A 23,392-nucleotide genomic window follows, 5' to 3' on the forward strand; every position below is an offset into this window, starting at 1 on the left:
CCGTGGCTCCCGCCGGACATGGCACGGCGGATGCTCGTGGAACCAGAGGTCCCCCCATCCCTCCAGGAGTTCACGCCCATGGTGCACGAGCAGTCAGAAGGAGTCGCGCGCGGCGCGGCCTGGGAAGACCCTCAATCGGAGACCGCGAGGCCCCCGCGCATCCTGGTGGCGGATGATCAGACGGAGATGCGCACGCTCATCCGCAAGATGCTGGTGCGGCGCGGTTACGACGTGGTGGAGGCGTCGGACGGGCCGGACCTGGTGCGCGTCCTCATTGAAGGGCTGACGGCGGAGGAGTCGCGCGCGCCCGACCTCATCATCACGGACGTGCGCATGCCGGGCTTCACGGGCCTGGAGGTGCTCGCCCGGCTGCGGCGCGAGCAGTGGAACACGCCGGTCATCCTCATCACCGCCTTTGGCGACGTGCAGCTGCACCGCGAGGCCCTGCGCCTGGGGGCCGCCTGTGTGCTCAACAAGCCGTTCGACATGGATGAGCTGCGCGGCGCGGTGGAGGTGGCCCTCGCGGTGACACGCGAGTGACGCCGCTCCGGGTGATGGCGCGCTAAGGTGGCGCGGCAATGTCTGTCGCAAGGAAGCCCATGCGCCGCCTCCCCTGGTCCCTGCCGTTGTCGCTCCTGTGCCTGGCATGCGCGCCCACGCAGCGCCAGACGCCAGACGCGGGCATTGCGGAGACAAAGCCCCAGAGGCTGGTGGCGAGCATCGTCCGCGCCTATCCGCACGACCCCACGGCCTTCACGCAGGGGCTCCAGTTCCACCAGGGGCAGCTCTACGAGAGCACCGGTGAGAAGGGCGACCTGCGCCGCATCTCGCTGGAGCAGGCGGAGCCCCTGTGGAAGCAGTCCCTGCCGGGCGTGTTCCCGGAGGGGCTCGCGAGCGACGGGCAGCGGCTGTACCAGCTCACCTGGCAGGACGAGACGCTCTTCGTGTGGAACGGCACGCCGCCCGCGCAGGAGAAGCAGGTGGAGTACGACGGCGAGGGCTGGGGCCTGTGCTACTGGCGGGGCCAGTTGGTACGCAGCGACGGCACGTCCACGCTGCGCTTCCACGACCCGAAGGACTTCAGCGTGAAGTCCCAGGTGCAGGTGACGTTGGAGGGCACGCCGCAGGAGCTGCTCAACGAGCTGGAGTGCGCGGAGGACGGCGTCTACGCCAACGTCTGGCATTCCAACAACATCCTGAAGATTGATTACGCCACGGGCCGCGTGCTGGCGGTCATCGACGCGTCGCCGCTGGCGCGAGCGGTCCAGGGTCGCGTGCACAGCTACGAGGCGGTGCTCAACGGCATCGCGCTGGAGCCCGGCACCGGCCGCCTGTTCCTCACCGGCAAGTTGTGGCCCGACCTCTTCGAGGTGACGTTCGTGGGGCCCGCCACCACCGCGCCGTAGCCCTTCGCTTCAGGCGAAGCGCCGCCGCACGGTCCGGACCACCTCCGCGTCCCAGCGCGGTGACAGCAGTTCCAGCGCGGTCCGCCGGAAGGGCAGGGCGCACGCCAGACACGCCAGGGTCGCGGCCAGTCCAATGAGCGTGTTCTGCCAGGAGGCCAGGTTCCACTGCCCGGACCACGACCACGGCTCCAGGCTCTGCGGCCACAGGTAGTGGATGGGCCAGCCCGGTCCGCTGCCGGCGAGGTCGCACAGCAGATGACCGTGAAAGGCAGCCACCGACAGCAGGGCCACGGCTGCCCTCTGTCGCGCCAACGCCGTACACACCGCCATGGTGACGAGCGCTCCCACGTAGCCATGGAAAATCACGTGGTGATAACGCGAATAAAACTCTTCACCCGCCAGCAATGACAAACCATCCAAATCCGGCGCGAGCCCCGCGCAGGTGACCAGGACGCGGTCACGCCGTTCGCGCAGACCTTGCGCCAGGAGCCAGGACACCTCGGCGTGGACGATGGGATTCATGGGTGTGCACTAGCGTACGGCATGCCGGGTCCATGATGAAGGTTCCCGGGGCAGTGCGTTGAGAAGGTGGGGGGCAATGACTCATCATGAATTTCATCTCCGCGCACCCGCGGCTGGACATCGCCACGCTCTTTGAAGCGCACGCACGAAACACACCCGAGGCCGTGGCGCTGCGCTTCGACGGAGGTGTGCTCACCTATGACACGCTCAACCGGCGCGCGAACCGGCTGGCGCGGCGGCTCCAGGCGCTGGGGGTAGGGCCTGACCAGCCGGTGGGCGTCCTCGCCGACCGCACACCGGAAACAGTGGTGGGATTGTTGGGCATCCTGAAGGCAGGAGGCGCCTATCTCCCCCTGGACCCGGGTCATCCCCCGGAGCGGCTCGCCGCGATGGTGGAGGACTCCGGGATGCGGGTCCTCGTCGGCCGGCGTGAGGCGGTCCAGGGGCTGCGCTTCCAGGGGCACGTCGTCGAGCCTCCTGCTCCGGATGAACAGGAGGCCGTGAACGTGAAGGGCGGAGCGGGGCCGGACTCGCTGGCCTATGTGCTCTACACGTCCGGCTCCACGGGCAGGCCCAAGGGTGTGTGCATCCCGCACCGGGGCGTGGCGCGGCTGGTGCTGGATGAAGGCTTCATGGGCTTCCGGCGTGAGGACCGCGTCCTCCAGGCCGCGTCGTATGCCTTCGATGCCTCGACGCTGGAGGTCTGGGGCGCGCTGCTGAACGGCGCGACGCTGTGTCTGGTTTCACGGGAGACGCTGCTGTCGCCTCCGCTCCTCGCGGAAAAGCTCCAGCGGGATGCCATCTCCGCCGCGGTGCTGAGCACGTCGCTGTTCCATCAACTGGCCGCGGTCATCCCGGATGCATTCGGTGGGCTCCGTGTCCTGATGGTGGGCGGAGACGTGCTGGACCCCAAGTGGGTGGCGCGAGTCATGGCGAGCGGAAAGCCCCAGCGGCTGCTCAACAGCTATGGCCCCACGGAGTGCACCACCTCCGCGACGGCGTATGAGCTCCTCACGCCTCCGGAGCCGGGCGTGTCCATTCCCATTGGGAGACCGCTCGCGAGGCTTCGGTTGCATGTCCTGGATGACGCGGGGAAGCCGCTGCCCGTGGGCGAAGCGGGGGAGCTGTACCTGGGCGGAGAGGGGCTCGCGCGGGGCTACCTGAACCGGCCTGTCCTCACCGGCGAGCGGTTCCTGCCGGATCCGTTCAGCGACGTGCCCGGGGCGCGGATGTACCGGACGGGTGACCGGGCGCGGTGGCTCCAGGACGGCAACCTGGAGTTCCTGGGGCGCGTGGACCACCAGGTGAAGATCCGCGGCGCGCGGGTCGAACTGGCGGAGATCGAGAGCGTCCTGCGCACCCACCCTCGGGTCGGTGACGCCGTGGTCCGCGTGCACGAGGTCTCCCCGGGCGACAAGCGGCTCGTCGCGTACGTCTCACCGCGCGAGGTGGAGGACGCGGAGCTGCGCGCGTATCTGGGGGCGAAGCTGCCGGACTTCATGCTTCCGCATGCGGTGATGGTGCTGGACCACATGCCGCTCAACTCCAGCGGCAAGGTGGACCTCTCGCGGCTTCCCGCGCCGCGCTTTGGCTCAGGGGAGGGCGAGACACCGCGCACGCTGCTGGAGCAGGAGATCGCGCGCGTCTGGTCGGAGGTCCTGGGGACGCAGCAGGCCGGGACGCAGGACCGCTTCATGGAGTCCGGCGGGGACTCGCTGCTGGCCATCCGTTTCATTGAACGGCTGGAGCAGGCGGTGTCGGTCCGCCTGCCCGTGCGGACGCTCTTCGACAGTCCGAACATCGCGGAGCTGGCGCAGTGGGTGGATGCGGCGCGGGGAACGGGGCGAAGCCTCGACGTGCCACCCATCGTCCCGATGGACCGGACTCAGCCCCTGCCCCTGTCCGATTCCCAGCGGCAGCTGTGGCTCCTGGAGCAACTGGCGCCCCGGAGCGCCGTCTACAACGAGCCCTTCACGCTGTATCTGCCCGGTGACCTCCAGCCCGATGCGCTGGAGCGGGCGTTCCGTTCACTCATCGCCCGGCATGAGGTGCTGCGGACGACCTTCGGCGCCACGCCGGACGGTCCCTTCCAGCGCGTGCAGCCGGACATGCCGTTCCACCTGCGGCGCGTGGACCTGCACGCCGTGCCCGCGGGCCTGCGGAGCGCGAAGGCGTTGCAGTTGGCCACGCAGGAGGCGCGTGAGCCCTTCGACCTGGAGCACGGGCCGCTGCTGCGTGCGACGTGGATGCGCTTGAGCAAGGCGGAGAGCCGACTCGCCCTGGTGATGCACCACCTCATCGTGGATGGCTTCACGATGGCGGCGTTCCTCCAGGAGTTGCACCGGTTCTACCTGTCGGAGGCACCTTCACTGCCGCCACTGCCGCTCCAATACGGTGACGCCGCTGTCTGGCAGCAGGGGGCCCGCTACCAGGAAGCCATCGCACCGCACCTGGAATGGTGGAAGCAGACGCTCGCGGGGGCTCCACACCTGGAACTTCCCACGCAGCATCCCCGTCCCCAGGTCCCAAGCTTCCGAGGGGCCAAGCACGTCGTGCGAATCCCCAGGGACCTCCTGGAGTCCGTGAAGGCGCTGGGACGCGGAGAGGACGCCTCGCTCTTCATGACGATGCTGTCCGTGTTCGGCGCGTTGCTGCACCGCTACTCGGGGGCGGAGGACCTCATCGTCGGCGGCGCCTTCTCCGGGCGGAGCCGCGAGGAGTCGCAGGCCATCTCTGGCCACTTCGTGAACCTGCTGCCGCTGCGGCTGCGCTTCTCCGAGGGGCTGACCGTCCGGGGGCTGGTGGAGCAGGTGCGCCGTGTCTGCATGGAGGCGCTCGACCATCAGGACGCGCCGCTCGTGCGCATCGTGGAGGCGGTGAACCCGGCGCGCATCCCCGGCGCCAATCCGCTGATCCAGGTGTGCTGCACGCTGGAGCCGCTCATCGCGGTGCCAGAGTCGGACTGGCGGGTGGAGCCCCACGACGTCGACACGGGGACGTCGAAGCTCGACCTCTCCATCGAGCTGGATGAGCGGCCCGACGGCATGTCCGTGCGGTGGGAGTACGCGCTGGACGTCTTCGAGCCCTGGATGATCCACCAACTGGGCCAGCACTTCGTGACGCTGCTGCGCGAGGCCACGCACGACCCGGAGCAGCTGGTCTCGGCGTTGCCGCTGCTCTCGGAGGCGGAGCAGACACAGGTGCTCGCCTGGGCTCACGGTCCCGTGCGGGATGTGCCCCATGCGGACTGTCTGCACCACCCGTTCGAAGCGCAGGTGGAGCGCACGCCGGACGCGCCGGCGCTCGTCTTCCACGGGCGGACCCTGAGCTACCGGGCGCTGAACGCGGAGGCGAACCGGTTGGCCCATCACCTCATCTCCCAGGGCATCCGGCCTGGGGACTTCGTGGGCGTCTGTGTCCAGCGCTCCTTCGAGCTGATCATCGCCCTGCTGGCGACGCTGAAGTCGGGCGCGGCCTACGTGCCGCTGGACCCGGCCTATCCCAGGGCCCGGCTGGAGTTCACGGCGCGGGACGCGGGGCTGAGGCTCATCCTCGCGCAGGAGAAGACGCTCGCGCTCATGGACGGTGCGGGCGTCCCGGTGGTCGCGCTGGAGCAGGTGCGCGGCGGTCCGGAGGACACGCCACGGGTCCAGGTCACCGGGGATGACCTCGCGTATGTCATCTACACCTCCGGCTCGACGGGGCAGCCCAAGGGCGTGTGCATCGGGCACCGGAGCGCGGTGCACCTGACGGAGACCGTGGCCTGGGACTTCGGCTTCGCACCGGGCCAGCGCGTGGCGCAGTGCGCGCGGTATGGCTTCGACTTCTCCGTCGCGGAGATCTTCCCGACGCTCTCCTCCGGCGCCACGCTGTACCTCATGGCCCAGGAGGACGTGGCCGCCGGTGAGGAGCTGGCGGACTTCCTGGAGAAACAGCGCATCCATACCGCGATGTTCACGCCATCAGCGCTGGCCTCCATGGCGTGGAGAGAGCTCCCGGACCTGAAGACGCTAGCGATTGGAGGCGAGGAGCTCCCCGCGCGGCTCGTGGATGTGTGGGCTCCGGGCCGCCGGTTCATCCAGGTCTATGGCCCCACCGAAGCCACGGTCTTCACGACGGCCGCGGAGTGTGTAGCGGGAGAAGGGCCGTACTCCATCGGGACACCCCTCTCCGGCTACGAGGTCTACCTGCTGGATGAGACCCTGACGCCGGTCCCCGTCGGCGTGCGCGGCGCGCTCTACATTGGAGGCAAGGGGCTGGCGCACGGCTACCTGCACCGTCCCGAACTCGACGCGGAGCGGTTCATCCCGCATCCCTTCAGCGAGGAGCCGGGAGCGCGCCTCTACAAGAGCGGAGACATCGCCAGCCGTCGCCCGGACGGCGGCATCGACTTCCACGGGCGCTCCGACCGCCAGCTCAAGCTGCGCGGCTTCCGCATCGAACTGGGCGAGATCGAGTCCGCGCTGCGCAAGCACCCCGATGTTCGTGACGCCGTGGTTGAACCCCGGCTGCTCGCGGGAGAGCGGCACCTGGTGGGCTACGTCATCCCCCGGGATGCCGCTGTGACGCCCGCGCTCAAGGAGGCGCTGAGCGAAACACTTCCTCCGCACATGGTGCCCCGGGAGTGGGTGCTGCTGGATGCGTTCCCCATGGGGCCCACAGGGAAGCTCGACCGCAGCGCGCTGCCGTTGCCTTCCGTCAAAGCCCCGGCAGCGCCCGAAGCTCCGGTGTCCACGGAGCGCGAGAAGGCCCTGGAGCGCATCTGGTGCCGGATTCTCGGCGTGGAACGCGTCGGCAGGCAGGAGGGGTTCTTCGACGCGGGCGGGAACTCGCTGCTACTCACGCGGGTCCAGTCCGCGCTGGCCTCGGAGCTGGGCATCCGCGTGAGCATGGCCACGCTGTTCCAGTTCCCGACCCTCGAATCCCTCGCGCGGCACCTGGACGCGGATTCCACCGTGCGACCGGTGACGCCGGAGCCCGCGCGAAGCCCGGTGCGCTCCTCGGACCCCATCGCCATCATCGGCACGGCCGGCCGGTTCCCGGGGGCTCCCAGCGTCGAAGCGCTGTGGACGCTGCTGGTGGAGGGCCGTGAGGGCCTGTCCCGCTTCAGCCGGGAGGCGCTGCTCGCCGCGGGCGAGGACCCCCAGCTCCTGGAGGACCCCGCCTACGTCCGCGCCTCCGGCCTGCTGGAGGACGTGGAGTCCTTCGACGCCGCCTTCTTCGGCTACAGCCCCCTGGACGCGCGGCTGATGGATCCGCAGCTCCGCGTGTTCCTGGAGTGCGCCTGGGAGGCGCTCGAAGCGGCGGGCTACGACCCGAAGCGGCTGCCCGGCAAGGCGGGGCTGTTCGCGGGCTCGGGAGTGCCGCGCTACTGGTTGGACCAGGTGATGCCGCGCTTCCGTTCGCTGTCCGTGGCCTCGGAGGCGTACCGGTCCATCCTGGGCAATCCGTGGCAGTTCCTCGCCACGGCGACGGCGCATCAACTGGACCTGCGTGGGCCCGCGCTCACGGTGCAGACCGCCTGCTCCACGTCACTGGTGGCCGTGCACCTGGCCTGTCAGAGCCTGCGGGCGGGCGAGTCCGACGTGGCCCTCGCGGGAGGCATCTCCCTCTTCGCGTCCGGGCCTGCCGGCTACCTCCATGAGGCGGGCGGCATCACCTCTCCGGATGGACACTGCCGTCCCTTCGACGCGAAGGGGCAGGGGACGGTGCCCTCCAGTGGCGTGGGCATCGTGGTGCTCAAGCGCCTGGAGGATGCGCTGCGGGATGGGGACTCCATCCACGCCGTCATCCGGGGCTCGGCCATCAACAACGACGGAGGCGCCAAGGTCGGCTTCACCGCCCCGAGCGTGGAGGGCCAGCGCGACGTCATCACGCGGGCACACGCCGACGCAGGGGTGACCCCTCACGACATCACCTACGTCGAAGCCCACGGCACGGCGACGCCGCTGGGAGACCCGCTGGAGGTCCAGGCGCTGCGGCTCGCCTTCGGAGCGCGTGAGGCGTCGGAGCCCGAGGTGGTCCTGGGGGCGCTCAAGAGCAACGTGGGGCACCTGGACTCGGCGGCCGGGGTGGCGGGGTTGATCAAGACGACGCTGGCCCTGGAGCACCGCTTCCTCCCGGGCACCGTCCACTTCGAACAGCCCCATCCGGAGTCAGGTCTGGAGCGTTCCCCGTTCGTCGTGAGCCGCGAAGGGCGGCCGTGGTCCCTGCCCGAGGGCTTCCCACGCCTCGCGGGAGTCAGCGCGTTTGGCATTGGCGGAACGAACGCGCACGTCGTCCTCGAGGAGGCACGCCCCGAGCCCGCCGTCGCCGCGAGCCCGGCGGCGCAGGTGCTGGTGCTCTCCGCGCGGAGCGGGGAGGCCTTGAACGCGGCCTCACGGCGGCTCGCGGATCATCTGGAGCGGCACCCCGGGCAGTCCCTGGCGGACATCGCGTACACGTTGCAGGAAGGACGGACGGCGTTCGGCTACCGGCGCGCCATCGCGTGCGAGACACCCGAGGAGGCCATCGAGAAGCTCCGGCGGCAGGAGCCCGTGCAACCCACTTCGTCTCCGCTGCCTGAAGTGTGCTTCCTGTTCCCAGGGACGGGCACGCAGGAGGCGGGCATGGGCGCGGCGTGGTACCGGCGCGCTCCGGCATATCGCGAAGCCTTCGATGCATGCGCCGCGCTCTTCGGCCCGGAGATGGAGCGCGAGCTCCGCGCCGCGCTGCTCACCGATGAGCGAAGCGCACAGGCGGAGGAGTCGCTGCGAATGCCCTCGCTGGGCATGGCCGCCATCTTCACGACGGAGTACGCCCTGTCGAAGCTGTTGGGCGCGTGGGGGCTCCATCCGACGAGCCTCCTGGGTCACAGCCTGGGCGAATACGCCGCCGCGTGCCTCGCTGGCGTCCTGTCGCTGGAGCAGGCCGTGGCGCTGGTCTCGCTGCGTGGCCGTCTCTGCGACGCACTGCCACCCTCCGGCATGCTGGCCGTGCCGCTGTCGGAGGGCGTGCTCACGCAGGAGCTGCCCTCCGCGTTGTCACTGGCCGCGGTCAACGGACCCGGGCAGTGCGTGGTGTCCGGAGCGCTGGAGGCGTTGGAGGACTTCGCGGCGCGCCTGCGGGAGCGCGGCGTGAGGACGAAGCGGCTGCCGAACGCGAGCGGGTTCCACTCCGCGCTCGTGGAGCCCGCGATGCAGCCGCTCACGGACCTGGCCAGGTCGATGCGCCCCAAGTCCCCGGCGATTCCCCTCATCTCCAACGTCACGGGCACCTGGCTGACCGCGGACGATGCGCACGACCGCACGTACTGGGCCCGGCACCTGAGGCAGACGGTCCGGTTCTCCCAGGGGCTGGAGCTGCTGCTGGAGGACCGTGAGCGGCTGTTCGTGGAGGTGGGGCCGGGACGAATGCTCTCGACGCTGACGCTGCTGAACCCCCGGGTGGGGCGGGAGCGGCTCGTGCTGCACACGCTCGGGCCAGGGAGTGATGCACAGACCCTGCTCCATGCCGTGGGGCAGCTCTGGTCCGCGGGCCTCCCCGTGGACTGGGGCGCGGTGCGCGGAAGCGGCCCCCGCAGACGCGTCGTGCTGCCGACGTATCCCTTCGAGCGCAAGCGATACACCCTGGCGGAGAAGGCGCCACGACCGCCGAAGCCCGAGGTCACGACCGCGCCCCGGCCGCTCAGCCGTGAAGAGGTCCGCGTCTCCATGGAAGCCCTCTGGAAGGAGCTGCTCGGCGTGGACACGCTGACGCCGGACAGCCACTTCTTCGAGCTGGGCGGCACGTCGCTCCTGGTCGTGCAGCTCAACCGCGAGCTCAAGACGCGGCTGTCGGTGACCTTGTCGCTGCACGCGGTGCTGGAGCACCCGACGCTGGGCGAGTGGGTGCGCGCGGTCCAGGATGAGCTGGAGCGGACGGGCAGGCCGTTGCTCAAGGCGGCACCGCTGCGGATGGAGCTCCAGGCGGGACGGCGCGGACGGACGCCGCTCTTCCTGGTGCAGCCCATCGGGGGCACCGTCTACACGTACCTGCCGCTGGCGAAACGGCTGGGCGCGGACATCCCGGTCCATGCGTTCCGAGCCTCGGGGCTGGAGCCCGGCGAGGTGCTCTTCCGCGACGTACCGGCGATGGCGCGCACGTATGTGGATGAGCTGCTGGCCTTCCAACCCCAGGGCCCCTTCTGGCTGGGGGGCCACTCCTCGGGCGGCGTCATCGCGTACGAGATGGCGGCCGAGCTGCTGAAGCGGGGCCACTCCGTGGCGGGCGTCATCCAGATCGACACGGTGACGGTGGACGACTCGCGCCGGCTGAACGTCCGGAGCGTGGGAGACGTGCTCCGGCTCATCGACGCGTTCCAGGAGATCTCCCCGCGCGCGGCGGAAGGGCTGCGGACGGCGATGGAGCTCGACACGCGGCTGCGCGACGTGGTGCTCGCGACCAACGAAGCCATCGCCGCGTACACGCCGGGACATCACGCGGTGCCACTCGTGTACCTGCGGGCCACGGAGCGGGACTCGGTGCTGGACTCACGCGCGGCGGCCTGGTGGACGGCGCGGACGACCGCGTCGTTCCAGATTCACGACGTGCAGGGCAACCACTTCACCATCATGGAGGAGCCCCACGTGGTGGACCTGGCGCGGCTCATCCAGGAGCAGCTGACCTCGGGAAGGGAAGGGGAGCACGATGAGCGCGACGCGGGATGAATGGAAGACGGAGCTCTCCCTGCGCTTCACCGCGTTCGTGGACGCCTACGAGCGCGGGAGCCTGGAGGCCCTGTCCGGGCTGTTCTGGCACGACGACGACATCGTGGTCGTGGGCACGCACTCCAACCTCCACTTCATCGGCTGGGCGCAGGTGGAGCACTCCTTCCGCACCCAGTTCGGGAGTCTGCGCGACATCCGCGTGACGCTGCGCTCGGAGCCGCTCTGGCACGGCGGCGCGCCGCCCTCCACGATGGCCTGCCTCACGGTGCCCAGGATGGACATCGCCCTCGTCGCGAGCGGCGGGCCCGTCACCTTCGAGGGCATTCGCGTGGCCTGCGCCTTCGAACGCCGGGGCACGGAGTGGCGGATGGTCCAGATGCACTGGTCGCTTCCGCGCACGGAGGTGCTGGTGGACCACGAGGACCGCTGATCACCCCGGAGGCAGCGGCGAGCGTCGAGGCGTGCCCAGCAGCTCCAGCGTGCGCAGCGCCACGTCCGCCAGCGTGGACGAGCACGGCATGCAGCCTCCGCCGCAGCAGGGCGCCCAGTCGCCCTCCGGGTCCCGCAGCAGCGGATACACGCAGCTCCGCAGGGACTGCGGCAGTCCCGCGTCGTCGCAAGCCTCACGCAGCGCTGCCTGCACGGTGGCATCCTTCACGTCCATCGCTTCAACTTCCTAACCGACCTCCGGGAGGAAGGCAGCCCATGCGCACGGCATCGTTCATCCGCTCCATCCTCGCGATGCTCCTGTGCGCGTGCGCCGGCCGTACTCCAGGCCCGCCCACGGACGACCCCACGGTGCGCCTGATGGACACCTTGCGTGCGCACGCACGGACGCACGCTCCCGTGTGCTCTCCCAGCGCGGCGCTGCTCCAGCCTGGAGGTGGCATCGACCTGGAGCGCCTCCGGGCCGCCGGTCACCCGGTCATCGTCTGGACCGTGAATGACGTGCCCACGATGCAGGCCCTGCTCCGGCGCGGCGTGGACGGCATCATCAGCGACCGGCCGGACCTCCTGATGCAGGCGGTGCGCGACTTCGACGCCAACGGCGACGGCACCCCTGGAGACCTGTTGGACGCGGACGGCCTCATCGACCCCAAGCGCTTCGATGCGCAGGGCCACCGGGGCGCGCGGAACCTGCGGCCGGAGAACACGCTGCCCGCCTTCGAGGCCGCGCTCGACCACCGGATGACCACGCTGGAACTGGACACCGTCCTCACCGCCGACGGCGTCCCCGTGCTCTCCCACGACCCGGACCTGTCCCCCGCGAAGTGCCGCCACGCGGATGGAAGCCCGCTGCCCGCTCCCGTCCCCATTGCGACCCTCACCGTCGAAGAGCTCCAGGCCACCTTCGTCTGCGACCGGCTCCTCGAGGACCGCCCGGACCAGGCGAACGACCGGGCCCGCTCCGCGGAGGCCGTCGCGTTCGCCACGCGCGCCGGGCTCCCGGACCCCTACACCGTCCCCACCCTGCGCCAGGTGTTCGCCTTCGCGGCGGACCAGGCGGACGCCGCCCATGAAGCCCGCGACCTGCTCCGCGCCAGGAACGCCCGCCGCGTCCGCTTCAATGTGGAACTCAAACGGACATCGGAGAAGACAGACATCGCTCCAGCCCACGGCGACGCGGTGGCCCGGGCCATCCAGGACGCAGGGCTCGCACGAAGGGTCGACGTGCAGTCCTTCGACCTGCGCGCCGTGCGCTCCATGCAGGACCGTCACCCGGAGCTGCGCATCGTTCTCCTCCTGGAGAAGGCCGCCGAGTAGCCAGACGGTCCTTTCCCCGACCGCGAAATCAAGGGTTTAGTCAGGCGACGAAATCATCTTGCGCAAAATCGTTAGGGGCCTTACTAGACGCCCGTCTTGATCCCCTCCCGTCCCAAGAACGCCACGCCGATGAAGCTCGTGCCCCGGTACGAGCGGCTGAAGCAGTTGGCCCAGCGCTTCCCCACGTTGGACCCCAGCGCCATCGAGACGTGTCTGACGATGCTGCGTCTGTCCAATGAGCTGACCGAAGCCTACGAAGCGCACTTCGCACGGCATGGCGTGTCCCACGGACGCTTCGTCGTGCTGGTGCAGTTGTTCGCGGCGGAGGACGCGGGGGAGACCTTGCGTCCCGCGGACCTCGCGGAGCTGGCGAGCTGCAGCCGCGCGACCATCACCGGCCTGTTGGACACGCTGGAGAAGGACGGCTTCATCTCCCGCATGGATCACCCCGAGGACCGGCGCATGTACTCCGTGCACCTCACCTCGAAGGGCCGCGAGTTCATCCTGGGCATGATGCCCGACCACTACCGCCGCATCGCCGCGCTCATGGCTCCCTTGAGCCTGGACGAGCGGGACACCCTTCGCGCCCTGCTCGCCAAGGTGTCCTCCGGCATCCCCGCCCTGCGGGACCCCTGAGCAGCCCCTTCCCACACCCCTTCTTCAACGCCGTACCGAGCAACAACCATGACGACCCGTACCGCTCCTTCCCTGGAAGCCGCCCCCTCCACCGAAGCCCCCGCCATCGCGAAGCCCGCGAAGCGCTCCCGCGCGAAGCAGGTGCTGCCCATCCTCGTGGGCGTGGCGGTGCTGGGCGGTGGCGCGCGCTTCCTCCTCACCCACGGTCAGGAGTCCACCGACGACGCCCAGGTGGAGGGCCGCATCGCCAACGTGTCGCCGCGCGTGGCCGGGCAGGTGGCCCGCGTGCTGGTGAAGGACAACCAGACGGTGAAGGCCGGTGACGTGGTGGTGGAGCTGGACCACGCGGACCTGGACGCGCGCCTGGAGGTCGCTCGCGCGGACGTGATGAGCGCGGAGGCCCAGCTGTCCAACGCCCAGGCCCAGCTCACCCTCACGGAGGCCAACGCGGGCGCCAACCTGCGCCAGGCCCGCGCCGGCGTCACCCAGGCCTCCAGCGGCATCAGCTCCTCCAAGGCCGCGCTGGATCAGGCCCGCGCGGACGTGACCGCATCCGAGGCGCGCTTCAAGCTGGCGGAGACGGACCTGGGCCGCATCAAGCAGCTGCGCGAGCAGGGCGCGGTGGCCCAGGCGGACCTGGACGCCCGTCAGGCTTCGTATGACCAGGCCAAGGCCGCCCTGGACCAGTCCCGCGCGCGGCTGACCTCCACCGAGGCCGGCATCCAGAGCTCCTCCGGTGGCCTGGAGGCCGCGCAGGGCAAGCTCTCCGCCGCGGAGACGGCGCCCGTGCAGGTGCAGGCCGCGCAGGCCGCGCTGAAGCTGGCGGAGGCCCGCCTCAAGCAGACGCACGGCGCGCTGACGCTCGCGGAGCTGGCCGTGTCCTACGCGCAGGTGCGCGCCCCGGTGGACGGCGTGGTCAGCCGCCGCACCGTGGAGGTGGGGCAGATGGTGGGCCCGGAGCGCCCGCTGATGGCCATCGTTCCGCAGAATGACATCTGGGTCGTGGCCAACTTCAAGGAGGACCAGGTCGGTGAGATGCGCCCGGGCCAGCCGGTGGACGTGGAGGTGGACGCGTTCGGCAGCCACTCGTTCAAGGGCCACGTGGACAGCCTCGCGGGCGCCAGCGGCGCGCGCTTCGCCCTGCTGCCGCCGGACAACGCGTCCGGCAACTTCGTGAAGGTCGTGCAGCGCATCCCCGTGCTCATCCGCTTCGACGGCGACCGCAAGGACCTGCCCATCAAGCCGGGCATGAGCGTCTACGTCACCGTGGACACCAGCGCGAAGCCGGAGCCCCAGCAGTCGGCGGCGGCGGATACGCGGAAGGCGGAGTAACCCACCGTGGACGCTCGCCGCGACGTCATCACCGGCTCCAAGGCGGGCATCACCATCGCGGCCATGGCCGCGGCGCTGATGTCCGTGCTGGACATCTCCATCGTCAACGTGGCCCTGAGCGACATCCGCGCGAGCTTCGGCACGCCGTTGGATCAGATCGCCTGGGTGTCCACCGGCTACATGATGGCCAACGTGGTGGTCATCCCGATGACGGGCTGGCTCCAGCGCCGCTTTGGCTACCGGAAGTACTTCACCTTCTCCGTCATCCTCTTCACGGTGGCCAGCGTGCTGTGCGGCCTGTCGTGGAACCTGCCCTCGCTGGTGGCCTTCCGCATCCTCCAGGGCATGGGCGGCGGCGCCATCATCCCCACCTCCCAGGCCATCCTCTTCGCCCGCTACCCGCGCGAGGAGCACGGCATGGCGGGCGCCCTCTTCGGCCTGGGCGCCGTGACGGGCCCGCTCTTGGGGCCCACCGTGGGCGGCCTCCTCATTGAAGCGGCCAGCTGGCACTGGATCTTCCTCATCAACGTGCCGGTGGGCCTCTTCGCCGCGTACATGGCGTGGCGCTACATCGAGCAGCCCCACTTCGAGCCGTCCACGGAGAAGGTGGACCGCAACGGCATCGCGCTGCTCGCCGTGGGCATGGCCTGCCTCCAGTACGTGCTGGAGGAGGGCAACCGCGAGGACTGGTTCGACAGCCGGCTCATCACGCTGCTGGCGGTCATCGCGGGCATCGCGCTCATCACCTTCGTCGTCCACGAGTTGGAGACACCCAGTCCCGTGGTGGACCTGAGGGTGTTCGGCAACCGCAGCTACTCCGCGGCCACGGGGGTGAACTTCCTCGTGGGCACGGCGCTGTTCTCCGGCTCGTTCCTCTTCAGCCTCTTCTGCGGCTCCGTGATGCGCTACGAGGCGTTGGACATCGGGCTCATCTTCCTCAAGGGCAGCGCCATTCAAATCCTGCTGATGCCGCTCATCGGCAAGTTCGGCGGCAAGGTGGATGGCCGCTTCCTGATTGGCTTCGGCATCCTGGGCATGAGCCTGTCCCTGTGGACCAACGGCCACCTGGCCACGCGCGTGGATGAAATCACCCTCATCACGCCGGTGTTCATCCGCGCCTGCTCGCTGGGCTTCATCTTCGTGCCGCTGTCGGTGATGGCGCTCAGCAACCTGCGCCCGGAGCAGCGAGGCAACGCGGCGGGCCTCTTCAACCTCACCCGCGAGCTGGGCGGCTCCATCGGCACCGCGTGGATGAGCAGCGCGCTCAGCCGCTCCACCCAGGCCAACGTCACCGCCATCACCTCGCACGTGGACGTCTACGGGCAGGTGGCCCAGGAGCAGGTCGCCTCCATGACGGGCGCCATGGCCGCCAGGGGCGTGCTCAACCCCACGGGCGCGGCCTACGGCCTCTTGAGCCAGCGCATCAGCGCGCAGGCACTGGTGCGGGCCTTCAACGCGAACTTCCTCATCCTCGCCGCGCTGTTCGTCTGCGCCCTCGTCCTGGTGTTCATGCTCCAGAAGGCGGACCCGACCGTGAAGGTGGAAGGCGCGCACTAGCAGCACGCGGCCGCTGGAAAAGACAAAGCGCGGGTCCCCGTTGCATGGGGGCCCGCGCTTCTTCGTTTCAGGCGCTATGGGAGACGACTACCGGCGCCACTTCTGCGCGGCGGTGCCGTTGCACTCCCAGAGCTGCAGCGGGGTGCCGCTGGCGGAGTTGCCGCTGGTCACGTCCACGCACTTGTTGGCCTGGGGGTTCACCAGGTCACCGGCGCCGGAGAGGATGAACTGCTGCGCGGGGTTGCCGTTGCAGCTCACCAGCTGGATGGCCGTGCCGTTGGCGCTGGAGCCCCAGGCCACGTCCATGCACTTGCCGAACGCGCGCACCGTGCCGTCCGACATGAAGGTCCACTTCTGCGCGTTGGTGCCGTTGCAGTCCCAGAGCTGCAGGCGGGTGCCGTCGTTGGTGTTGGAGTTCGGCACGTCGATGCACTTGTTCGCCAGGCCGATGATGGGGCCACCGGAGCCGCTGCTGCCCGTGGTGGTGAGCGACAGGCCATAGGCGTTCAGGATGGGGATGAGCGGCTGGTAGACGGTGTTGCCGCCGGAGGTGCAGTTGCCGCCCGCGCCGGACGTCACGCCCTGCGCCTGGTTGCCGGACAGCCACGAGCCGCCGGAGTCACCGCCCTCCGCGCACGCGCTGGACGCCGTGAGGCCGTACACCGGGCCCGCGGAGTAGTTCACCGTGACGTTCTTCCCCGTGATGACGCCGCAGCGCCAGCCCGTGGTGGAGCCCGAGCGACACACGGACGCGTTGACGCCCGCCTCCTGCGAGCCCTGCACCAGCACGTTGCCGCCCGCGTAGTTGTTCACCCACGGCTGCGACCCCCACGAGCCGTTGGTGCGCACCCAGGCGTAGTCGTTGCCGGGCCAACTGGCCGCCACCACCGTGCCCTGCGCCACGCCGTTGAAGCCGCTGGTGCCCGTGCCCGCGCCGCCGCAGTGGCCCGCCGTCACGAAGCCGCCCGCCACCGGGAAGCCGATGGAGCAGCGCGCGCCGCCCGGGTAGTACGCGTCACCGCCGCGCAGGTCGTACACCGGCTGGAACTCCTCGCGCGACGGCACCGTGCGCACCGCGGGGTGCTTCACGCCCGCCTTCGCGACGAAGTCCGTGCCGCCCGTCAGCGCGGAGTCCTGCGCCAGCACCACCACGCTGTTCGTCATCACGTCCACGTACCAGGCATGCACGGCGCGGCCCGCCATCCGGCTGTCGCGGTCCAGCTGGACCTTCACCGCCTCCAGCTCCGCCTGCGTGTACTTCACCTTCTGGGGCACCGCCCCCGCGCGGCGCACCGCGTCCGCGTCCGCGTCCGTCGTCACGCCCACCACCAGCGCGCTGCCGTCCGCGTTCATCCACGCGCCGCCAAAGCGCTCGCCCAGCGCCGCGCGCAGGTTGCCCTCCACGCGCACCGCCGCCGCCTCCGACGCCAGCCGCCGCTTCGCACCGTCCGCCGTCAGGCCCAGGTCCCGCTGCATCGCGGAGAGCAGGTCGGGCGACACGTCGTGCGCCAGCGCCGCTTCCGCCTGCGAAGGCGCCGCCATCGCCATGGAGGGAATGACGCTCAGCGTGGCGCCAGCGAACAGCGCCGTCGCGGTGGAGAACAGCCCGGAGGTCCGCTTCATCGGGTCCTGCCTTTCGTGCTGCGGGGGAGCCCGAAGCGAAACCCGACTGAGCCGCGAAGGTCAAACAATTCAAGAATTACTTAAATTCTCCGACATTTTTGTGTGGCCGAAGAAAGTCCCAGGAAACAAGAAGGCCCGGTGCGTCATGAGACGCACCGGGCCTGGGGACTTGCTTCGGTGTCGAGCGGAAGTCAGCGCTTCGCGCGCGGGGCCAGCGCGCGGGCGGGGGCCCGGCGACGGCGCAGCGCGACAGCGCCCAGCATCAGCAGGGCACCGGCGAAGGGCAGGGTGCCGGACGCGCCGGACGCGCTGCAGCCCCCCGCCATGGCGTCGGACGAGTCCGGCAGGCCATTGGGGTTGTTGGACACGGGCGTGGGGGTGGGCGTCTGGCCGCCCACGCCAGGCAGCTGGGTGGTGGGCAGCTGCGGCGTGTTCGTCACCGGGGTCTCCGCCACCGGGGTCTCCGTCACCGGCGTGGGGTCTTCCTGCGGGATGGTCGTGTCATCCGGCACGGGCGTGGGCACGGGCGTCTCCTCCACCGGCGCGGGCGCGGGCGGCATCACGTCCTCGAGCGTCGTCGCCATGGTGAAGCCGTCGTGGAAGATGGTCCCTTCGGGCTTGATGGCGTTGTCGCGGTACAGGCCCATCTTCAGGTAGTTCAGCTCCTTGCCGAACTGGTTGGCGCCGTAGGTCTTCGGCAGCACGTGCTCGCCGTTGTGCCACAGCTCCACGAAGCCGACCTTCTTGTCGGAAGACCACTTCACGTGCAGCACGAAGTCGTGCCAGTTGCCCTTGTCGATAGAGGTCTGCCACAGCACGGGCGTGGTGTTGCCGCCCACGCGCAGGTTGATCTTGTCCCCGCGCACGAAGAACTCCAGCGGCGGCGAGCCACAGCAGCTCTCCTGGTGCCACTGGGTGATGACCTGCCACGAGTCATGCACCGGGTAGTTCGAGGGAAAGAGCGTGCTCCACTTGTAGTAGTACTCCTTCCCCTGCGTCTCGTGGGTCAGGTAGAGCAGCTCGTTGCGGTTACCGCTGGCGTTGATGGGATTGTCGCCCTGCTTCACCGTGGCCTTGAGGGCGTACCTGCCGTCACGCACCACGTCGGTCACGACCTGCAAGCGGCTGTTGGCAACGGCCTGTTGGCGCGTCCACTGGGACGTGTTGCCGGTCTCGAAGTCGCCCTTCCAGAGAACGCCAGCGAAAGACAGGGCCGGCATCAGGGAGGCCGCGGCAACGAGCTTAAGGAGTCGCTTCAAACAGGGGTCCTTTCGGTCCGGGTTGGGCCAAGGGGACACGCGGCGGGAAAAAAGCCTTCCCGCCCCATCCCGCCTGCCAACCCCCTGCCGCACACGCGCCCGCCGGGCCGCCTGGTGGGGCATGAGGGGGACGGGGCCCTGCCGCCCGTCACTTCCCCAGGCATGCCGAAGCGCGTGATTCCGGGTGGATGCGGGCGCTCAAACCATCCTTCGAGAGCAGCCGTGCAGCCGAGCCCCCGGGCGTCATCCCCCCAACAGCCTGACGGCCCGGCGCCCTGTCTCCCTCTCGCGCCGGACGTGGGAAGTGGGGCCTTTTTTCAAGATCGGCGGAGCAGCCCGTCTATTGGTGCGTGTGTCACCCAAAACATCCGATGCGCCTGTTCTCCCACCGCCTTGCTGCCCACCGCGTCATGGGACGCCTGAAGGCAGGGGACGGGGCCAGGTCGGCGTTCGTCGGAGGTTGGTGTAGAACGTCCCGGAAGGGCGGCAGGGGGGAGACGCCCGAGGGGACCGCATGGTGAAGCCGGCGAAGATGAGTCTCTGGGCGCTGGCACTGGCCATCCCCCTCCTGGCGGGCGGCGTCGCGGCCCTGAAGCCCCGGGCGCAGCAGGCGCAGTCCGTGCCTGACACCTTCTGGACGGATCGCCGGGCGGCGGCCCGCATCGAGTCCCGCCTTACGCACCCGGAAGCGGACCGCTACCGCTCGCGTGCACCCGCGGGCGGCTGCCCGGTGCCCGCCGAGCCCATGCCCCTGGGGCCGCTCGCCCGCATGGAGGCCCAGCAGGACTGGGGCGGCATCGCGGCGGCCTATGCCCTGGAGGGCGAGTGGAACCAGGCGGCCTCGTTCCTGGAGCGCCTGCCGGCCTCGCCCGAGCGCGACAGCGACCTGGCGGCGGTGGCGCTCGCTCGCGGCGACCATGAGCGCGCGCTGCGCCTGCTGGACGCGGCGCTCACCGCGAAGCCGAACCTGACCCAGGCCTTGTGGAACCGCGCGCTGGTGTTCCGGGAGATGGGGCTGACGCTGCGCGCGTCGCAGCTGTTCGAAGAGGTGGCGAAGCGCAACGAGCAGGGCTGGGGACGTGAAGCCCACGCCCAGGCGCTGTCCTTGCGCGAGGCCACGCTGGAGCGCCAGCGCCAGTGGACGGCCGCGCGCGAAGCGACCCTGGCGCTGGTGGAGGATCCGAAGGCGCCCCTGCCCATGGACGCGGCCCGGCAGCTTCCGGGCGCGGTGCGCGGCGTCTTCTATGAGGCCGTGCGCGCCGCGGCGTCGAAGGAGCGCGCGCTGGCGCTCATGCCCCTGGCGAAGGAGCTGGACCGGGTGCAGGGCGGCAGCGTGCTCACGGACTACGTACAGCGCGTGGCGAAGCGCGACTTCTCCCGCCGGGCGGAGCTGGCGCGTCAGTACGCGGAGACGCTGCGCGCGGGCCATTCCGTCCCGGAGGCGCTGCTGAACCGGGCGCGCGTGTCCGGCGACGAGGACATCTACCTGGGCGCGCTCCTGCGCAGCCGCAACGGCTCCCTGACCGGCCTGCAGGACATGGTCGCGCGCGTGGGCCGCATGGGCGACCCCTGGTTCACGTACATCGCGGAGCGGGACCAGGCGCGCCAGGAGGTCGCGGAAGGGTCGTGGTGGAAGGCCGAGCAGCGGCTCTTCAACGCGCTCCAGCGCTGCCGTGAGACGACGCTGTCGGTGCGCTGCCTGGACCTGGAGCGCCGGCTGACCATCTTCTACACGGACCAGCAGCGCCTCACGGAGGCGGAAGCCCACGCGCGCGTGCTGTGGGCGGGCGCCCGGCAGCTGCGCGAGTGGGAGACGGAGTTCAACGTCCTGGAGATCCTCAGCCACGTGGCGCGCTCCCGCAACGACCTGGGCAGCGCGCGCGCGTACCTGGAGGAGTGGGCCGCGCGAGGCACCACCCGCAGCTGCTCCTGGCCCCACGTGCAGCTGGCGCACCTGTACTACCTGGACCTGCGGCCGGACGCCGCGCGGCGCGAGCTGGAAGCGGCGGAGGCGTGCTCGGACAACCCCATGGAGCTGGTGTTCGGCGCGACGGTCGCGGAGCTGTCCCGCTTCGGCTCGGGGCCCCGCGACGCGGAGTGGCTGAAGACGGTCACCACGCGGGCCCTGGAGGGCGCCTCCGTCCCGGAGAGCGACCGCATCTACACGCACTATCTGGAGGGCCGCTTCCTCCTGGACCAGGACCGGGCCCGGGGCGAGGCGCTCTTGAAGAAGGCCATCGCGGACGCGGAGGCCCTGCCCCGCGGCGACGTGCTGGGGCGTGAGACCTGGGCGCTCAGCTATTCGTCGCTCGCGGCGGACGCGGGCCGCGCCGGGGAGTTCCCCAAGGTGGTGGCGCTGATGGCCGCGCAGCTGGGCACGCCCGTCCCTTCGCGGTGCGCGCTGGCGGCCAGCATCCACGCCGAGCGCACCACCCTGGTGGCGCTGGGGCCCAAGGGCGAGGTGAAGGGCTCCTATGACGGTTCGCGCCGGGAGTCCTTCGCCCGGGTGGATTCGTCCCGGCTGGTGCCGGATGCCCTGCGCCAGACGCTCGCCGGCTGCGAGCACGTGGACGTGTTCGCTTGGACGCCGCTCTTCGGCCGCACGGACCTGCTGCCGCCGGAGATGGCCTGGAGCTTCCGCCTGGGCCGCACCCAGGGGCCGCCTCCCGCGCCCACGTCCACCGCCGCGCGCCGCCTGGTGGTGGCGGGCGTGGAGGCACCGTCGCTCCTGCAACTGCCCCGGCTCCCCTCGTGGACGCCGGAGGCGGAGCCCGGCGTCGCGCCGCCGGACGTGCTGTCCGGCGCGGACGCCACGCCCTCGCGCGTGCTGGCGCGGATGGCGGACGCCACGGAGATTGAAATCCACGCGCACGGCATCACCGACCCCAGCATCTCCGGCGCGTCGCTGGTGGTGCTGTCACCGGAGGTGAACGGCCGCTACGCGCTCACGGCGGACGTGGTGCGCGAGCAGCGGCTCACCGGCGCGCCCACCGTGTTCCTGGCCGCGTGCAGCGCGGGCCGCACGTCGTCCCTCCAGAGCACGGAGCCCTTCAGCCTGCCCGCGGCCTTCATCGACTCCGGGGCCCGCGCGGTGCTGGCCTCCACGGTGGACATCCCGGACGCCGCGGGCCGCTTCTTCGACGGGGTCCGCCGGAGCATCCACGCCGGCAAGCCCGCGGCCGTCGCGCTGCGCGACGAGCGCCAGGCGTGGCTCGCGCGCGACTCCCGCGCCGTGTGGACGCGCTCCGTGTTGCTGGTGGAGCGGGCGGACTGAACGGGTCAGAAGGGAGCGTCCAGGTGCGTGTTGCCTCCCGGAACGAGGAAGTGGTGGAAGGTGACGCTGGCGCTCACGTCCAGCGCCTTCACCCAGTGCCACCATCCCACCGGCAGGAACACCATGTCTCCGGGCTCCAGCACCGCCTCCAGCACCGTGGCCTCGGCGAACAGCGGGTGCGCGGCCAGGTCCGGCTTCGCCGCGTCCACGTGGCTGAAGGTGCCCCGGTGCGGGTACACGCGGTGGCGCTCGAAGGATGGCACCAGCCGCACGTGCTTGCGGCCCATCACCTGGCCCAACAGGATGTTCATGTTGTCGTGGTGCAGCGGGGTGACGGTGCCCGCGGGCCCCAGGAGCAGCGTCAGTTGATCCGCCCGCAGCGACGGGTCGATGAGCCCCGCGGGGGCCCGCAGGTCCTCGCGCAGCGGCGCCAGCCCCTCGCGCCCCCAGTTCTCGTTGCGCGGCACCATGTAGAAGTCGTTCGTCTCTCCGGCCGTCTCCACGCGGGTGAGGAACTCGGAGAAGGGCATCCGCGCCCGGTGCCGGTCCTGCTCGGCCGCGTGCTCCGGGTTGGCGTCGCGTCCCACCATCACCTCCACCTCCACCGTCCCGAAGCGCTCGCGGAAGTACGGCAGCGACCAGCGCTTCATCGCGGGCCAGTCCGCCATCAGCCCGCGCAGCACCACCGGCCGGTGGCCCAGGAAGTAGCGGCGGAAGAACTCCTCCGGGGACACCCCCTCGCGCACCTCCAGCTCCCGGCCCCCGTCCCGCGCGCGCAGCTCGCTGTAGACGTCCATCAGCGACTCCAGCCACCCGAAGTGCCGGGCCACCTGGAGCGCCGCCTTGAAGTACGGGTGCTGCCCCACCGCCGCGATCTCCTCCCGCGCCAGCGCCGGGTCCACCCCCGCCTGCACCAGCGTCTGTTGTACGTCCTCCGCCGACACTCCCAATGCCAGGTTCTCCGCCAGCCACTGCCGCCACGCGGGGTGCAGCGCGGACTTGTCCTCGTTCATTCGGAACTCCTTGAAATCCTTGAGGGAGTGCCCCTGGGGGGCCCTCCTGCCGGTGAGGCGAGGCGTGCTATGGACCACGCCCAACAGTCTTTTTCTACCCATCCCCGGTTTTCGCCGGACTTCCGCCGTACCAGGAGAAGCGACCCATGATCCCCGGAGACGTGTCCTCCACCGCCACTGCCTTCGAGCCGGACCGCAGCGCCCCGCACGTGAAGAATTCGTACGTCAATTGCTCGGAGCGGGGCCCCAAGCGGCGCCGTCCCCTGCCGCCGCCGTCGGTTCCCCCCCTGCTGGCGGGGCCGGAAGGGGCCCGCTGAAG

15 protein-coding genes are annotated in these 23,392 nt (G+C 70.4%); 10 read left to right on the top strand and 5 right to left on the bottom strand.

Annotated elements, in window-relative coordinates; genetic code table 11:
- Positions 1-30: 30 nt before the first annotated feature.
- Together ACX114_RS04525 and ACX114_RS04530 are read left to right on the top strand one after the other, a co-directional pair.
- Positions 31-540 (top strand): response regulator, encoded by a 510-nt coding sequence (locus ACX114_RS04525; RefSeq protein WP_459295078.1) that lies wholly within the window; start codon positions 31-33, stop codon positions 538-540.
- 59 nt (positions 541-599) lie between these two features.
- Positions 600-1,406 (top strand): glutaminyl-peptide cyclotransferase, encoded by an 807-nt coding sequence (locus ACX114_RS04530; protein WP_459295080.1) that lies wholly within the window; start codon positions 600-602, stop codon positions 1,404-1,406.
- Positions 1,407-1,415: 9 nt separating this feature from the next.
- Here ACX114_RS04530 and ACX114_RS04535 read toward each other — a convergent pair whose 3' ends face one another.
- On the bottom strand, positions 1,416-1,928 hold the full coding sequence (locus ACX114_RS04535; protein ID WP_459295082.1) for a metal-dependent hydrolase: 513 nt from the start codon (positions 1,926-1,928) through the stop codon (positions 1,416-1,418).
- A gap of 86 nt (positions 1,929-2,014) precedes the next feature.
- On the opposite strand from ACX114_RS04535, the gene ACX114_RS04540 reads away from it, so the two are divergent.
- Positions 2,015-10,615, top strand: coding sequence for an amino acid adenylation domain-containing protein (locus ACX114_RS04540; RefSeq protein ID WP_459295084.1), 8,601 nt, complete (start codon positions 2,015-2,017; stop codon positions 10,613-10,615).
- On the top strand, positions 10,596-11,045 hold the full coding sequence (locus ACX114_RS04545) for a nuclear transport factor 2 family protein (RefSeq protein WP_459295086.1): 450 nt from the start codon (positions 10,596-10,598) through the stop codon (positions 11,043-11,045). Before ACX114_RS04540 ends, ACX114_RS04545 begins: the two co-directional genes overlap by 20 nt.
- On the opposite strand, the gene ACX114_RS04550 is transcribed toward ACX114_RS04545, so the two are convergent.
- Positions 11,046-11,279 carry a hypothetical protein gene (locus ACX114_RS04550; protein ID WP_014393744.1) on the bottom strand — a complete coding sequence of 78 codons (234 nt, stop codon included), beginning with the start codon at positions 11,277-11,279 and terminating at the stop codon, positions 11,046-11,048.
- 41 nt (positions 11,280-11,320) lie between these two features.
- Here ACX114_RS04550 and ACX114_RS04555 point away from each other — a divergent pair, with 41 nt between their 5' ends.
- From ACX114_RS04555 to ACX114_RS04570, 4 genes are all read left to right on the top strand, one after another.
- Positions 11,321-12,379 (top strand): glycerophosphodiester phosphodiesterase family protein, encoded by a 1,059-nt coding sequence (locus ACX114_RS04555; protein WP_459295088.1) that lies wholly within the window; start codon positions 11,321-11,323, stop codon positions 12,377-12,379.
- Positions 12,380-12,508: 129 nt separating this feature from the next.
- A complete protein-coding gene (locus ACX114_RS04560) occupies positions 12,509-13,015 on the top strand; it encodes a MarR family winged helix-turn-helix transcriptional regulator (RefSeq protein WP_459300059.1) in 507 nt (168 codons plus the stop codon).
- A 48-nt stretch (positions 13,016-13,063) separates the two neighbouring features.
- Positions 13,064-14,347, top strand: coding sequence for an HlyD family secretion protein (locus ACX114_RS04565; RefSeq protein WP_459295090.1), 1,284 nt, complete (start codon positions 13,064-13,066; stop codon positions 14,345-14,347).
- Between the two features lie 6 nt (positions 14,348-14,353).
- Complete coding sequence (locus ACX114_RS04570; protein WP_459295092.1) at positions 14,354-15,904, top strand: DHA2 family efflux MFS transporter permease subunit; 1,551 nt, start codon at positions 14,354-14,356, stop codon at positions 15,902-15,904.
- An 87-nt stretch (positions 15,905-15,991) separates the two neighbouring features.
- On the opposite strand, the gene ACX114_RS04575 is transcribed toward ACX114_RS04570, so the two are convergent.
- Together ACX114_RS04575 and ACX114_RS04580 are read right to left on the bottom strand one after the other, a co-directional pair.
- On the bottom strand, positions 15,992-17,527 hold the full coding sequence (locus ACX114_RS04575; protein ID WP_459295094.1) for a ricin-type beta-trefoil lectin domain protein: 1,536 nt from the start codon (positions 17,525-17,527) through the stop codon (positions 15,992-15,994).
- Positions 17,528-17,718: 191 nt separating this feature from the next.
- On the bottom strand, positions 17,719-18,786 hold the full coding sequence (locus tag ACX114_RS04580; RefSeq protein ID WP_459295096.1) for a polysaccharide lyase: 1,068 nt from the start codon (positions 18,784-18,786) through the stop codon (positions 17,719-17,721).
- Between the two features lie 514 nt (positions 18,787-19,300).
- Here ACX114_RS04580 and ACX114_RS04585 point away from each other — a divergent pair.
- Positions 19,301-22,060 carry a CHAT domain-containing tetratricopeptide repeat protein gene (locus ACX114_RS04585; protein ID WP_459295098.1) on the top strand — a complete coding sequence of 920 codons (2,760 nt, stop codon included), beginning with the start codon at positions 19,301-19,303 and terminating at the stop codon, positions 22,058-22,060.
- Between the two features lie 5 nt (positions 22,061-22,065).
- On the opposite strand, the gene ACX114_RS04590 is transcribed toward ACX114_RS04585, so the two are convergent.
- On the bottom strand, positions 22,066-23,073 hold the full coding sequence (locus ACX114_RS04590; RefSeq protein ID WP_459295100.1) for a cupin-like domain-containing protein: 1,008 nt from the start codon (positions 23,071-23,073) through the stop codon (positions 22,066-22,068).
- A 146-nt stretch (positions 23,074-23,219) separates the two neighbouring features.
- On the opposite strand from ACX114_RS04590, the gene ACX114_RS04595 reads away from it, so the two are divergent.
- Positions 23,220-23,390, top strand: coding sequence for a hypothetical protein (locus tag ACX114_RS04595; RefSeq protein ID WP_459295102.1), 171 nt, complete (start codon positions 23,220-23,222; stop codon positions 23,388-23,390).
- Positions 23,391-23,392 lie beyond the last annotated feature (2 nt).

The sequence above is a fragment of the Corallococcus sp. M7 genome (assembly GCF_054512695.1).

Coding starts and splice junctions, on each gene's coding strand:
- ACX114_RS04585 (WP_459295098.1), top strand. CDS start 19,301: ATGGTGAAGCCGGCGAAGATGAGTCTCTGGGCGCTGGCACTGGCCATC.
- ACX114_RS04590 (WP_459295100.1), bottom strand. CDS start 23,073: ATGAACGAGGACAAGTCCGCGCTGCACCCCGCGTGGCGGCAGTGGCTG.
- ACX114_RS04575 (WP_459295094.1), bottom strand. CDS start 17,527: ATGAAGCGGACCTCCGGGCTGTTCTCCACCGCGACGGCGCTGTTCGCT.
- ACX114_RS04525 (WP_459295078.1), top strand. CDS start 31: ATGCTCGTGGAACCAGAGGTCCCCCCATCCCTCCAGGAGTTCACGCCC.
- ACX114_RS04540 (WP_459295084.1), top strand. CDS start 2,015: ATGAATTTCATCTCCGCGCACCCGCGGCTGGACATCGCCACGCTCTTT.
- ACX114_RS04545 (WP_459295086.1), top strand. CDS start 10,596: ATGAGCGCGACGCGGGATGAATGGAAGACGGAGCTCTCCCTGCGCTTC.
- ACX114_RS04550 (WP_014393744.1), bottom strand. CDS start 11,279: ATGGACGTGAAGGATGCCACCGTGCAGGCAGCGCTGCGTGAGGCTTGC.
- ACX114_RS04555 (WP_459295088.1), top strand. CDS start 11,321: ATGCGCACGGCATCGTTCATCCGCTCCATCCTCGCGATGCTCCTGTGC.
- ACX114_RS04565 (WP_459295090.1), top strand. CDS start 13,064: ATGACGACCCGTACCGCTCCTTCCCTGGAAGCCGCCCCCTCCACCGAA.
- ACX114_RS04560 (WP_459300059.1), top strand. CDS start 12,509: ATGAAGCTCGTGCCCCGGTACGAGCGGCTGAAGCAGTTGGCCCAGCGC.
- ACX114_RS04535 (WP_459295082.1), bottom strand. CDS start 1,928: ATGAATCCCATCGTCCACGCCGAGGTGTCCTGGCTCCTGGCGCAAGGT.
- ACX114_RS04530 (WP_459295080.1), top strand. CDS start 600: ATGCGCCGCCTCCCCTGGTCCCTGCCGTTGTCGCTCCTGTGCCTGGCA.
- ACX114_RS04595 (WP_459295102.1), top strand. CDS start 23,220: ATGATCCCCGGAGACGTGTCCTCCACCGCCACTGCCTTCGAGCCGGAC.